At 55.3% G+C, this 13,453-nt stretch carries 13 protein-coding genes and 1 pseudogene; 12 read left to right on the forward strand and 2 right to left on the reverse strand.

What is annotated here, in order from left to right; all coding sequences use genetic code 11:
- Positions 1-69 precede the first annotated feature (69 nt).
- From V2S86_RS07405 to V2S86_RS07425, 5 genes and pseudogenes are all read left to right on the forward strand, one after another.
- Entirely contained in the window at positions 70-1,014 is a 945-nt protein-coding gene (locus V2S86_RS07405; protein ID WP_330761870.1) for a LysR family transcriptional regulator, read from the forward strand.
- Positions 999-1,379: pseudogene (locus V2S86_RS07410) on the forward strand (recombinase family protein); the annotation flags it as partial. The gene V2S86_RS07405 and the pseudogene V2S86_RS07410, both read left to right, overlap by 16 nt.
- 55 nt (positions 1,380-1,434) lie before the next feature.
- The gene (locus V2S86_RS07415) at positions 1,435-3,309 is read left to right on the forward strand and encodes a phospholipase effector Tle1 domain-containing protein (protein ID WP_330761871.1); all 1,875 of its coding nucleotides are present in this window, start codon (positions 1,435-1,437) and stop codon (positions 3,307-3,309) included.
- Entirely contained in the window at positions 3,300-3,959 is a 660-nt protein-coding gene (locus tag V2S86_RS07420; RefSeq protein WP_330761872.1) for a DUF2931 family protein, read from the forward strand. The genes V2S86_RS07415 and V2S86_RS07420 overlap by 10 nt, the downstream gene beginning before the upstream one ends.
- Positions 3,960-4,280: 321 nt before the next feature.
- Complete coding sequence (locus tag V2S86_RS07425; protein ID WP_330761873.1) at positions 4,281-4,490, forward strand: hypothetical protein; 210 nt, start codon at positions 4,281-4,283, stop codon at positions 4,488-4,490.
- On the opposite strand, the gene V2S86_RS07430 is transcribed toward V2S86_RS07425, so the two are convergent.
- Positions 4,461-5,762 carry a PQQ-dependent sugar dehydrogenase gene (locus tag V2S86_RS07430; RefSeq protein ID WP_330761874.1) on the reverse strand — a complete coding sequence of 434 codons (1,302 nt, stop codon included), beginning with the start codon at positions 5,760-5,762 and terminating at the stop codon, positions 4,461-4,463. The two genes, V2S86_RS07425 and V2S86_RS07430, sit on opposite strands and share 30 nt — an antisense overlap.
- Entirely contained in the window at positions 5,759-6,199 is a 441-nt protein-coding gene (locus tag V2S86_RS07435; protein WP_330761875.1) for a DUF2231 domain-containing protein, read from the reverse strand. The genes V2S86_RS07430 and V2S86_RS07435 overlap by 4 nt, the downstream gene beginning before the upstream one ends.
- A 396-nt stretch (positions 6,200-6,595) precedes the next feature.
- Here V2S86_RS07435 and V2S86_RS07440 point away from each other — a divergent pair, with 396 nt between their 5' ends.
- The 7 genes from V2S86_RS07440 to pqqF all read left to right on the forward strand — a co-directional run bounded on the left by V2S86_RS07440 (position 6,596) and on the right by pqqF (position 13,327).
- Positions 6,596-7,645: a dipeptidase gene (locus V2S86_RS07440; protein ID WP_330761876.1), complete on the forward strand. Its 1,050-nt coding sequence runs from the start codon at positions 6,596-6,598 to the stop codon at positions 7,643-7,645.
- Between the two features lie 122 nt (positions 7,646-7,767).
- Entirely contained in the window at positions 7,768-7,845 is a 78-nt protein-coding gene (gene pqqA, locus V2S86_RS07445; protein WP_004937827.1) for a pyrroloquinoline quinone precursor peptide PqqA, read from the forward strand.
- 61 nt (positions 7,846-7,906) lie between these two features.
- Positions 7,907-8,818: a pyrroloquinoline quinone biosynthesis protein PqqB gene (gene pqqB, locus V2S86_RS07450; protein ID WP_330761877.1), complete on the forward strand. Its 912-nt coding sequence runs from the start codon at positions 7,907-7,909 to the stop codon at positions 8,816-8,818.
- A 9-nt stretch (positions 8,819-8,827) separates the two neighbouring features.
- The gene (pqqC, locus tag V2S86_RS07455; protein WP_004944485.1) at positions 8,828-9,583 is read left to right on the forward strand and encodes a pyrroloquinoline-quinone synthase PqqC; all 756 of its coding nucleotides are present in this window, start codon (positions 8,828-8,830) and stop codon (positions 9,581-9,583) included.
- Positions 9,583-9,861 (forward strand): pyrroloquinoline quinone biosynthesis peptide chaperone PqqD, encoded by a 279-nt coding sequence (gene pqqD / locus V2S86_RS07460; RefSeq protein WP_006318437.1) that lies wholly within the window; start codon positions 9,583-9,585, stop codon positions 9,859-9,861. The genes pqqC and pqqD overlap by 1 nt, the downstream gene beginning before the upstream one ends.
- Positions 9,854-10,993 carry a pyrroloquinoline quinone biosynthesis protein PqqE gene (gene pqqE, locus V2S86_RS07465; protein ID WP_442996134.1) on the forward strand — a complete coding sequence of 380 codons (1,140 nt, stop codon included), beginning with the start codon at positions 9,854-9,856 and terminating at the stop codon, positions 10,991-10,993. Before pqqD ends, pqqE begins: the two co-directional genes overlap by 8 nt.
- 3 nt (positions 10,994-10,996) lie before the next feature.
- Positions 10,997-13,327 (forward strand): pyrroloquinoline quinone biosynthesis protein PqqF, encoded by a 2,331-nt coding sequence (pqqF, locus tag V2S86_RS07470; RefSeq protein WP_330761878.1) that lies wholly within the window; start codon positions 10,997-10,999, stop codon positions 13,325-13,327.
- Positions 13,328-13,453 lie beyond the last annotated feature (126 nt).

Genomic DNA, 13,453 nt, shown 5'->3' on the forward strand with positions numbered 1-13,453 from the left:
GGCTGAAAACGCAGCGTTTGCGGTTATAAGCTGTATACCACTTTCTTTTGGCCAAGGAGACTAAACAGCGTGACGGAACCCGATCTCAACCTACTCATTGCCCTCGACGTGTTACTGGCCGAAGGCAGCGTGGTCGGCGCAGCGCGGCGTCTTGGATTAAGCGCTTCGGCCATGAGCCGCACGCTCAGCCGCTTGCGTACGGCAACCGGCGATCCTTTACTGGTGCGCGCCGGGCGCAATATGGTGCTGACTCCTTATGCCGAAGAGATACGCGAGCGTACGCAAAATACCGTCTTTGAGGCACGCGCAGTGCTCCGCCCTGCGGCAACTGAGCTGGATCCGGCCACGCTGGAACGCACCTTTATCCTGCGTACCAACGACGGCTTTGTGGAGGCTTTTGGCCCGGCGCTTATCGCGGCGGCGGCAGCGGCGGCCCCTTTAGTGCGCCTGCGCTTTGCGCCAAAACCCGAGAAAAGCGCAAAGCCTTTGCGAGAAGGCCTGGTTGATCTCGAGATCGGCGTGTTGGGCGACATGGGGCCGGAAATACGCCTGCAGGCGTTATTCAGGGACAGGTTCGTGGGGGTGGCAAGAAAGGGCCATCCGCTGGCGCTACAGCCAGACGTCACCCTTGAACGCTATGTTGCCTGCGGGCATGTCGTCGCCTCGCGCAGCGGGCGGGTAGCCGGGCCGGTGGACCAGGCGCTGGCAGAACTGGGGCTGGAGCGGAATATCGCCGCCGTGGTGCCGAGCTTTCCCGCCGCGCTGGCGGTGGCGCAGGCATCGGACCTGGTGGCGCTGGTGCCCGCCTCTTTTCTTATCAATCAACCCGTGGTTAATGGGAACGGGGTTGTCGCCACACTTTTCGCTTTTGAACTGCCGGTAAAAACCCAGGGTATTACCGTCTCGCAAATGTGGCACCCGCGTTGCGAAGTGGATCCGGCCCATCGTTGGCTTCGGCAATTGGTATTGAGTGTCTGCCGCCGCCAGACGCCGGAATCATGGAAAAGCAGATAGAACAACACGAACTACGGATTGTCAGCCTGGATGTGCCTACCTCATGGCAGGCGCTGTCAGATAAAACCTCTTCGCAGGCTGATCCAATCATTCGTGCCGTTCAATAACATGCTTATCGATCTGATGGCCGTAATGCCGCATAAGGACTGGCTGAGCCCAAAAACCGGGAATTGAACGAGCCCATACGCTGGATAAATACCGGGGAAAACAGGCCGATCATGAGCGGCATTAGAAAGTCCTGTACTACCGGCAGGTCAGGAAACTCAGTATCCGGGGAAACAGCAGATGCAACGGAGTACAGTCCTTCGCAAATCTGCCGTATCCAGGCATTGTACCGGCAATCAGAAGCCGAAGATTTTGGTTAAGTCATGATTAAGGTATGATGCGCTGATTTTATAACCATTTCGTTCATGAGGGATTATGACAACGGGATTTTTTCTGTATCACCTGGATAAAACCACCTGCGGCGGACGGATCCTTTCCGGCGCATCTGATGACACCTACGAAACCGGCGGCATCGAGCGGCAGCAGGTCCGCGTAGGTGACCCGGTGACCTGCGGGAAGCATGAGGGGCGCTTCCGCGTGTGCGGCGGCATGGGGGATACCTATGAGGTCGATGGTGGTCCAAAAGAGTGGGCGGGTTCACTGGACAGCTACAGTTCCTGCCCGTGCCGGGCCCGGTTTATCCCGTCAGTCCAGACGCATACCTACGAGAGCAACTGTAACGCCGGACAGGTGGCCGAACGGGCCGAGACGGCGCAGAAAAAAGCGCAGCAATCAGAGCCTGAACAGCGTGCACAGGCCGCAAAGAAGAAACGGGAAATCACGCTGACCATCGGCGTGTTCTTTGATGGCACCGGCAACAACGCGAATAACAGCGGTGACCGTCAGGCCGCCTGTTCCGGGGAACATTACGGGATGAACGATGCTGATGCTGACTCTACGTATTCCCAGTGCGTCCGACTAAAACGTGGCTACAGTGGTACTGCTGCAGGGAGCTATATCGGCTACTACAGCAACATACACTGGTTGAATACACTGTATAGACAGGATATCAGGCCCGATACAGGAGCAGGTCAGTACGCCATTTATATTGAAGGTATCGGTACGGAAGACGGGGCTGGCGACAGCACTTACGGAATGGGAACTGGCCGAGGCGATACTGGCGTAGTGAGAAAAACCGATAAAGCAATCGCAGCACTGGCTGACGGTATTCAGGGTTATTTACTCCAACATGCTAACGCCGGTTCCTGCACCATCAAAGAGCTGCAGTTTGATATTTTTGGCTTCAGCCGGGGAGCAGCGGCGGCGCGGCATTTTGCCAACCGGGTGTTCAGTCAGGACCGCGCCATTGTATCGGCGATTAAGGCCGGGCTGGAAGGGACTGAATTTTCCGGGGCGCCCGGGGGTAAAACCCGCTTTCTGGGCATATTCGATACCGTAGCCGCCATAGGGACACCAGTTAACGGTCTCAACCCGCACAGCGCCGATACCGGGGATATCAATCTGGTGCTGCGTCCGGGCGTGGCAGACAAAGTGTTCCACATCACCGCGCAACACGAATGCCGCTTTAACTTCGCGCTGAACAGCGTGAAACCGGCGTGGCCGGAACTGGCTTTGCCCGGTGCGCACTCCGACATTGGCGGTGGCTACAACTCTGACGAGCACGAAGCCTACTTCATTACCCGGCCAGAGTTTGAAACCGTCCCCCTTTCCACTCCCGATACAAAAACGCGGATTTACCGGCAGACCTGTGCGCAGCTTACAGCGATGGACGGCTATCCGGCGATAGCGCCACTGCTGAATGCGGTGGAAGTGAATGTTGATACCTGGCATGACGACAAAATGCCCGCCGACCGTTACGGAGCGCTACAGAAACGCAGCGGTGCCGCGTTGGTTATCGACCGTCCGACGCGCAACGACTGGTCGAAGGTGGTGTTGCGGGTGATGCTCGATGCGGCGCAGGATGCCGGGGTAGAGTTTTCCCCTATTTTACCTAAAGACGACAACCTGTCACTCCGGCCAGAGCTGAACAGCCTGTGTGAAAAAGCGATTGTCATGGGCCGTGCCATAAGGAGAGGACAGTCTGCCCCCGGCTTTACCACGCCAGAAATTCTGATGCTGGCCGAAAAATATATCCATTGCTCAGCCAACTGGAACAGCGTGGTGAGAGACGGCCAGGGAAGTATCCGCGGTGCAGTCAAACCAGCGAAGCTGGTGACGTTCACCAACCGGCCAGACGAGCGCTGGCAACGTACAGTTTATGATATGGACGGGAATAAAATATGGAAATAATCCGTGTGGCCTGGCTGTTTCCGTTGTTGATCCTGACGGCCTGTCAGGGGAAGTCTTTGTCCGACACCGCCGCGCAAAGCAATGTACCGGCAGAGTGGACCTTTAACTTTTTCACACCCAAAGCGTTGCCAGCAGTGGTGACGTTTGCCGCTATTCTTGACGCTGATGGAAAGGATTATCGCTTTAACACACTGAACAGTACACCCGACCTGCCTGAAGTTATCGGCGAGTGGAACGACAAAGACCGTGCGCCTGGTGGCTACTGGAATCACGTTAAACGACCTCCCAGACATATTATTTTTTGCTGGGACTCGATTATCGATAAAAAAGTGTATGAAACTCATCTGACGATCCCTAAACCTGTACTGGAGAAAATGCTCAGGCCGAGTGAGTACAGGGATTATCGGGGAAGAACTGCGTATTACGACAGAGTGCAAATTGGTCTGGCTCCGGAGGGGAAAGTGGCCGTCTGGTTACAGGGAAGTGGTTCTGAGCCTAATTACCGCGTCACCCCATCAGTCCTGAAAACCGTCTCAGGGGATAAATTAGATATTTGCAAAGGAATAACGCGGTTTTCTAACGGCTATGAGTACGGAAAAGATACTGAGGACTTTATCAAAGGGAAAAAATATCCTTACGGTAGTTGGTAATCAACTTGTTGCCCCCTTGAGGATCTTCCTAAGATCCTTTGGGGCTTGATGGTCAATTCTTAGCCTTAACGTACAATAATTTTCGATATCCAAACTGTCCCCTAAAAGCTTGAACGGTTCAGAGCAAAGATAACTCAAAGGAAGGTTGGCCAGGATAATTACGCAGCGCAACCATTATCATGAAAGGTGATTATTGGTTTGATTCATGTGGCTTTAATAATGCCCACTATGCAGTACAGTAAAACGATGACGCCCAATCAATCGAAGCACTGCATAGTGGAGCTAGAATATTAACGTAACGAATAGGGATTTCATAACCTTATGAAACTAAAAAAACCTAAAAACCCAACAGTTAAAGTACAAAATGACAAAAACTCATTACTTTGTGCTAATAGAAAAGTTGATTTTTTTCGCCGTGATTATACCGCTGCCTTTTCTTCAGGCCGAGCCGGTTCGGCTGCCCCGGAACGGCCTGAAGAAATCGGCATAGCTACCTATATTTTATTGCGCAGCGCTGATGCGCCAGAGTGAATTACCCGCGTCATCGGCAATCAGAACACCCCCCTGCCGATCCATCGCCAGCCCAACCGGCAAACCGCGGACCTGTTTCTGATCGTCGGTCAGGAAACCGCTCACGACCGTTTTGGGTGTACCTACCGGTTGGCCATTGTCGAATTTAACCCACATGACCCGATATCCATTCAACGGGGTGCGGTTCCAACTGCCATGTTCGCTGACAAACGCACCGCCATGATATTGCGGCATGTTATTACTGTTGTAAAACAGCAGGCCAAGAGGCGCAACGTGCGAACTAAGCGCATAATCCGGTTTGATCGCCTTTGCGACCAGATCCGGCCGTGGCGGTTTGGCGCGTTCATCTACATGCTGGCCAAAATAACTGTACGGCCAGCCATAAAAACCCTTCTCCTGCACCGAGGTCATGTAATCCGGTACCAGATCGGAACCTATCTCGTCGCGTTCGTTAACGATCGCCCACAGTTTGCCGCTTTGCGGCTCCCATTGCAGCCCGGTCGGGTTGCGCAGCCCGCTGGCATAGATGCGGCTGGCACCGCTGGCGGTATCCACTTCCAACACCGCGGCACGGCGATATTCCGCGCCGATGCCATTTTCTGTGATGTTGCTGTTTGACCCGACGCCGACGTAAAGTTTACTGCCGTCCGGGCTGGCCAGAAGTGCCTTGGTCCAGTGGTGGTTAATCGGTCCACCCGGCAGTTCGGTTACCACCTCGCCTGGGGTGCGGATCTCGGTTTGTCCTTCCTGATAAGGAAACTTCACCAGACTGTCGGCATTCGCGACCCAAAGAGTGTTACCGATCAGCTGCATGCCAAAGGGGGAATACAGGTTCTCAATGAACACATGCTTTTCCCATTTGCCGTCGACATTACGCAGTAGCGTGATGCGATTGCCGCCAGGGCCGCCTTTGCCGGAAGACTGCTGTACCATGCCCATAATCAACTGCTTCGGCCGCGTGGTAGGTTTGGCAGGCCCATTGGCTTCTGCAACCAGCACATCATTATTCGGCAGGACATAAACTTGACGCGGGTGCATAAAACCGTCGGCGATTTTTTCAATCTTAAGCCCTTCAGCGACCTTCGGCTTTTCACCCTCCTTCCACGGCACGCCTTCAGGTACCCGCATCGGCGGCATTAAAAAATTCTGCGCCTGCGGCAATTGCGGATTCGGACCTATCTGTTGTTGCGGATCGAGGCTGGCACCTTCATCACAACCGGCCAACAACGTGGCAAGCGTTACGGCGATCAACGCACGATTACGGTTATTCATAATGGCTGCTCCTTAACTGTGCGCTGACGTAACGCGAGTTGAACATTGCTCAATAGCAGCAAAATGACCACCAGGGTTGAGAGAATGACACCCATAGGCACCACCGCATAGGCATCGCGGCTATGAATAAAGGCGTTGAGTATCGCCAGTAAAATCGCCAGCAGGTTCAACCAGAAATGAATTTTGACCGGTGAGCTTTGCGGATAATGCTGACCCACCCATACCTGTACCAGATTCATCAATCGCGGGATGACAGCAATCACCAAACCGATGGCGATAAGCCAACTGGCGGCGTGTGTCCACATCAATACAAAGCTGTTGAGGTAAATGATGTCGAAGATCCAGGCTGCGACAAAAAAACCAAGGGGAATGGGCTCCAGCAGCTCATATAACCCCACGGCAAATGCCGAGCGTTTTGAATTAGCGTGTGTCTTCATTTACGCCTCCCTAAGTTATTTGAAAATCGGTTACGGCCAATATCATCGCGATCGCCGTTTACCCTGCCTGTACTAGGGTAGTAAACATGAAGGAATATGTCGGAAATCATTAACGGAAAGAGGCGCGCTTGCCGGAAAAATAACGGCAGAGCAATGCCGTAACTGCGGATAAATAATCAGTCGGTCATAGCGCCGGTGAAATAGCATTAGAAATCGTTTTAACCGCTGCAAATATCTTTTTCATTGGCACTATTCCCCTACCGTTCTGAGATAAACGGCGAGAATCCCGTCCGTCCCCCGGGTCAGACAAGGCTACCCAGCCGCTTCCCGGCGCGATAATATGGCTCGCATAATCCTGTCGCCGCCTCAGGCCGGTCATTTTTTACAGTGGAACTCATGACACACTTATCCCCCTTGCCTGTTTTTGACGGCCATAACGATCTGCTGCTCAAGCTTTGGCTGGAGCACCCTGACGATCCCGTCGCCGCGTTTTACTCCAGGGTGGAAAACGGTCATCTGGACTTTGCGCGCATGAAACGCGGCGGATTTTTCGGCGGGTTATTTGCGGTCTTCATCCCCCCGGCGAGCTATGTCGCGCAGATGCGTAACCAGACCGAAGAGCAGGTTCTCGCCGGCTACGATCCGTTGGCGATCACCGAAGCGCAGATCGCCATAATGTATCGGTTGGAACAAGCGTCTGAAGGCCGATTACGAATATGCCGCACCGTCAGTGAGATAGAATATTGCCGGTGCCATCAGCTCATTGCCGCCGTGCTGCATATCGAAGGCGCCGGCGCTTTGGATGCGGAACTGACGCGCCTCGATCGGTTTTATGATTTAGGTGTACGCAGCATAGGGCCTTTCTGGAATCTACCCAATGCGTTCGGCGAAGGCGTCACCGGGCCATTTCCCGGCTCCCCGGACAGTGGTGCGGGTTTAACGCAGGCAGGTAAAGCACTCGTCCGTGCCTGCAATCAACGCCGTATCATGATCGACGTTTCGCATATGAATGAAAAAGCATTTTGGGACACGGCCGCGCTCAGCAAGGCCCCTCTGGTCGCCACTCACTCGAATGCCCATACATTGTGCCCGCAACCCCGTAATTTGACCGAGGCACAATTAGAAACCATCGCGCAAAGCAATGGTTTCGTTGGGGTTAATTTCGGCACTGCGTTTCTTCGCGCTGACGGAAAACGTGACAGTGCAACGACACCTTTGACAGAAATTGTTAAACACATTGAGTTTTTGATCGCTAAACTTGGGGAAGACCGCGTTGGATTCGGTTCTGACTTCGATGGGGTGAACATTCCGCAACAGCTTGGCGACGTAAGCGGTTTACCGCACCTGATGCAAGCATTGTCGCAGGCGGGTTTTGATGACCGGTTATTGGAGAAATTGGCCTGGCGTAATTGGCTCGGAACCTTGGGCGCTTCGTGGGGCGAATAAAAAACTTACCTTTATAAGGTTGCGAATTTCATCATATTTCATCAACATCTGGGCCGCGTCGGGTAAGATCGATTTTGTTACCTGACTTGTCCCATCTTGATTCACACAACAGGAGTATCGCTATGACAACTTGGACCAAACCAGAATTTGTTGATCTGCGTCTGGGGCTGGAAGTAACACTGTACATTTCCAACCGTTAATCGCCCCGTCTGCCCGTTCCTCTGGAGCGGGCACTTCTTTTCCTCTTTTCCTGGTCAATACATGCAGATTAAAGTTCTCGGCTCTGCAGCGGGCGGCGGTTTTCCACAATGGAACTGCAACTGCAAAAACTGTCAGGGGGTACGCAACAAGACGCTCAACGCCTCGCCCCGGACGCAATCCTCGATTGCCATCAGCGACGACGGTAAAAACTGGGTGCTGTGCAATGCCTCTCCCGATATTTGCCAACAACTGCTTGCTGCGCCTGAATTGAATAACCCCAACGTGCTTCGCGGCACCGGCATCGGCGCCATTATCCTGACCGATAGCCAAATCGATCACAGTGCGGGCTTACTCAGTTTACGTGAAGGTTGCCCACACCACGTTTGGTGCACTCCTGAAGTTCACGACGATCTCAACACCGGTTTCCCGGTATTTACCATGCTTTCTCATTGGAACGGCGGCCTGATCCATCACCCTGTCGTTCCGCTGGCATCGTTCCAGACGGCGGTTTGCCCAAGGATCCGCTTCACCGCAATACCGATCCTGAGCAATGCGCCGCCTTATTCTCGCTATCGCAATCGCCCGCTGCCAGGCCACAACGTCGCCTTGTTTATTGAAGATACGCTGCGCGGCACCAGCCTGCTCTACGCCCCCGGCCTTGGCGAGCCAGACGAGGCGTTGCTCCCCTGGCTACAGCGCGCAGATTGCCTGCTGATCGACGGCACTTTATGGCGTGACAATGAGTTGGCCAGCCTCGGCGTCGGCCACAATACCGGCAAAGACATGGGGCATCTGGCGCTGGCGGAAGAACAGGGGCTGGCGGCATTGCTCAGCAGCCTGCCGGCCAAGCGCAAGATCCTGATCCACATTAACAATACCAATCCCATTCTTGACGAAGACTCCGCTGAGCGCCAAAGCCTGACCGATGCCGGCATTGAAGTGAGTTGGGACGGAATGAACATTGAACTGTAGGTGAGTACCATGACACAGCAACAGCCACTCTCGGCACAGGCGTTCGAAGCGGCGCTACGCGCCAAAGGCGCCTATTATCATATCCATCACCCGTATCACATCGCGATGCACAACGGTGAAGCCACACGGGAACAGATCCAGGGCTGGGTGGCTAACCGCTTTTATTATCAGACCAGCATCCCGATCAAGGATGCGGCGATCATGGCCAACTGCCCGCAACCGCAAACGCGGCGCAAATGGGTGCAGCGCATTCTCGATCACGACGGATACGGCGGCAGCGAAGGCGGAATTGAAGCCTGGCTGCGCCTCGGCGAGGCGGTGGGCCTTGAGCGCGACATCCTGCTGTCTGAGGAATTGGTGCTGCCGGGCGTACGCTTCGCGGTGGATGCCTACGTCAACTTCGCTCGCCGCGCATGTTGGCAAGAAGCGGCATGCAGTTCGCTGACCGAACTGTTTGCGCCGCAAATTCACCAGTCGCGCCTTGATAGCTGGCCGCAGCATTATCCGTGGATTGATGAGGAAGGTTACGATTACTTCCGCAGCCGTCTTGGGCAAGCCAACCGCGACGTTGAGCACGGGTTGACGCTGGCGCTGGATTATTGCGATACGGTGGAGAAACAACAGCGCATGCTGGAGATCCTGCAGTTCAAACTGGATATCCTCTGGAGCATGTTGGATGCCATGAGCATGGCTTATACCCTTAACAGGCAGCCTTACCACTGCGTGACCGACGCGCGGGTGTGGCACAACCGGAGGTTGGTGTAATGACGCTGAACCGAGAGCAAACCCCGTTATTCCGGCGCGGTTATCGCCTGCAATGGGAAGAAGTGCAAAATAGCCATGTCATCCTCTATCCGGAGGGCATGGCTAAACTGAACGAAAGCGCTGCGCTCATTTTGCAACTGGTCGATGGCAAGTCGACGCTGAATGACATCATCGGCCAACTGAATGCCCGTTTCCCGGAGGCGCAGGGGTTGGCGGACGACGTAGTCGAGTTTTTCCAACGCGCTTATGCGCAAAAATGGGTGATTTTCCGTGACTGATATAACCGCCGCCCCTGCGGTGAATCCCCCACTCTGGCTGTTGGCGGAGCTGACCTACCGTTGCCCGCTGCAATGCCCCTACTGTTCCAATCCGCTCGATTTTGCCGCCCAGGAGCAAGAGCTGACCACCGAACAGTGGATAGACGTGTTCCGCCAGGCTCGGGCGATGGGCAGCGTTCAACTGGGCTTTTCCGGTGGCGAACCGCTGGTGCGCAAGGATTTGCCCGAGTTGATCGCCGCCGCGCGCGATCTGGGCTTTTACACCAACCTGATCACCTCCGGCATCGGGCTGACCGAGAAAAAACTGCAAACCTTCGCGGACGCCGGGTTGGATCATATCCAGATCAGTTTTCAAGCCAGCGATGAAACGCTGAATGCTGCACTGGCGGGATCCGCCAAGGCATTCCAGCAAAAACTGGCGATGGCGAAAGCGGTTAAGGCACTCGGCTACCCGATGGTGCTCAACTTCGTGTTGCATCGCCACAATATCGATCAAATCGACCGTATCATTGAGTTGGCCATTCAACTGGAAGCCGACGATGTCGAACTGGCGACCTGTCAGTTTTATGGCTGGGCGCAATTAAACCGCGAAGGCCTGCTGCCGACTCGCGAACAAATCGCGCGTGCGGAAGAAGTCGTGCAGCGCTACCGCGAAAAAATGCGCGACAGCGGTAACCTGGCGAACTTGCTGTTCGTCACGCCCGATTATTACGAAGAACGGCCAAAAGGGTGTATGGGCGGCTGGGGCGCGATCTTTCTGAGCGTGACGCCGGAAGGCATGGCGTTGCCCTGCCACAGCGCGCGTCAATTGCCGGTGAAGTTCCCTTCCGTGCTGGAGCATGACTTGCAACACATCTGGTATCACTCCTTTGGTTTTAATCGCTATCGTGGCTATGACTGGATGCCGGAGCCGTGCCGTTCCTGCTCCGAGAAAGAGAAAGATTACGGCGGTTGTCGCTGCCAGGCGTTCATGCTGACCGGCGATGCCCAAAATGCCGACCCGGTGTGCTCTAAATCGCCGCACCATGCCACCATACTGGCCGCACGCGAGGCCGCCAACCATACGCAAATCGGGATTGAGCAACTGCGTTTTCGCAACGCCGCCAACTCGAAGTTAATCTTCAAAGGTTAAATCATGGGACGTCACGCCTCATCTGTGCGACTCGGCAACGGATTGCGAGTCAATCTGATCAGCGATCCCGCAGCGACCCGCGCCGCCGCGCTGATGCAGGTCGATGCGGGCAGCTACCAAGAACCGCTCGCATGGCCGGGGCTGGCGCATCTGCTTGAACATATGCTGTTTCGCGGCAGCGAACGATTCCAGGCACGAGAAGGCTTAATGAACTGGGTGCCTTCTCAGGGAGGGCGTCTTAACGCCACCACGCATGCGACGCGTACCTTCTTCTTTTTTGAAATCGGCCCGGAGCAATTTGATGCCGGCATTGACCGTCTGATCGATATGCTGATCGCCCCGCTGCTGGCAACTGACGCGCTGGATCAAGAGGCGGATGTCATTGACGCCGAATATCAATTACTGCGCACTGAGGGAGAAACACTCTGCGAGGCGGCACAGCAGCAAGCATTCGACGGCATCGCGGCGATGCATCGCTTTCATATCGGCAGCCGCGCCGGCTTTGGCGAGGATATGGCGGTGCTGCGCTCTGCACTGCAACAGTTTCATCAACGGCATTACAACGCCGCTACCATGACGCTGTGGCTGCAAGGGCCACAGTCGCCGGATCAATTACGCGCCATGGCCGAAAAATATGGTGCGCGCATTGCCAAGGGGCTTCGCCCTCCAGCGCCGGCCGTCTCGCACACTGTCCAGATAGGCGACCGCACGCTCGATTTGCCGGGCGCACCGCAATTGCGCTTGACCTTTGCCCTCAATCAACAACCGGCAACACAGCGCCAGTGGCTGCGGTTGTTGGAGTGTCTACTGCTGGATGAAGCGCCTGGCGGCCTGATGGCCTGGCTGCGCGCAGAGGAGTACAGCGACGCTGTCCGGTTAATTCACGCAACATGCGGCGAGGGGTGTTCACTGCTCACTCTGGCGTTCACCGTTATTCAGGGCACAACCGCAGAGGCGGCAGCCATTGAAGCCGCCCTGTTTGGTTGGCTGGAGCAATTGGCCGGCCTGACCGGACGCCATCTCGAGCATTATAGCCGTCTGGCGAATCGGGCATTCGATCGCCTTGCCCCACTCGATCAATTACGGGCGAACGCCTTTGGTCTGCCGCCGGTACAAGCGACCGACCATTGGGCAGAACAGATCGCCATGCTTGCGTCTGCCTCAATGAGCCGTTTATCTGTACGACCTGATGCCGGCGGCGAAGTCACCGAGTATCGAGGATTGCCTTTAAAACTGACCCTCTTCCATCCGCAAAACCCACCGCCAGTCACCGCGCGTTTCACTTTCTTCCCTGTCGACGTCGCATCTCCGCACAGCGCCCCCCCGCCCGTCGGCCACGCACCGTTAAAACATCGGCCTAACGATGAGGGTTCGCCCGTTTTGCTGTTGCGGCCCGCGCCGGATGTGCTTTTTGAGGAACAACGGGGGTATCTCCTGCAATCGGCATTGCGTACGCTGGCGGCCGAGTTGGCGCATCAGGATGGGCATCTGAGCGTCGAACGTCATCAGGGAGTGTGGGTGCTGCAACTGGCCGGAGAGGATGCGTTGCTGTGTCGCGCCGTCACCGCCATCAACCACCGGCTGGCGGCGATATCACCCGCAATGCAGCGTGACGCAACGAGAGCCTGCCAGCGAGCGCAGGCGCGGGAACAAGGCGACATCGCCATCCGTCGCTTATTGGCGCAGTTGCCGGCCGCATTGTCGGCAGGATTAACGCCGGGCCTCGTGAGCTGGCAGGCCACGCTGACCGGCGGGAATGCGGTTTTACGACAACGGCTGGCACACTTACTCAATGATTTTCCCGAGCCGATCGTCCCCGCCGGGGAATACCGTATTCGTACGCCCGCAGAGCGCGTCGCGCTCGCGGAAAGCGGCGATGAAAATGCCCGGTTAGTGTTTTATCCGCTGCCGGAAACGTCGGCCGCGGCACGTTGGGCTCTTCAACTGCTGGCGCAGCTTTATGCCTCGCGCTATTTCCAGCGTCTGCGCGTCGATCAAAATATTGGCTATGTCGTGCACTGTACTTATTACCGTTGCGTCGATGTCGAAGGTATTTTCTTTGCGTTACAGTCACCAAAATATACCGTCGCGCAACTGGATCATTATACCGCAGCATTTTTGCAGCAAATGGAACTGGAATTGGCGCAGTTAAGCGACCGGGAACTGGCCGAAGCAAGAAATATCCTTCTACACAGGCAGTCCCGCGGCAGCGTTCCTGGCTTGCAACATGCACGCGAAAATGTCTTGGAAAACAATCCCTCTCCAGAATATCTGGAGCAGCTTAACCAGAACGCGTTGTCCTTCTGGCACCGCCGTATCTTCGCGTCGTTATAAAAGTGAGCAATATCCTGGTTTAAAAGCAACATATCCTTAACAGCCTAACGAATCAAATGGTACAATCCGTCGCATTCACTGTTTAATTTTTTGCTCCGCGCCCTGCCTCAATGCAGGGTGCGAAGT

It is taken from the genome of Serratia sp. C2(1) (genome assembly GCF_036352655.1).
Taxonomy (GTDB): Bacteria; Pseudomonadota; Gammaproteobacteria; order Enterobacterales; family Enterobacteriaceae; genus Serratia; species Serratia inhibens.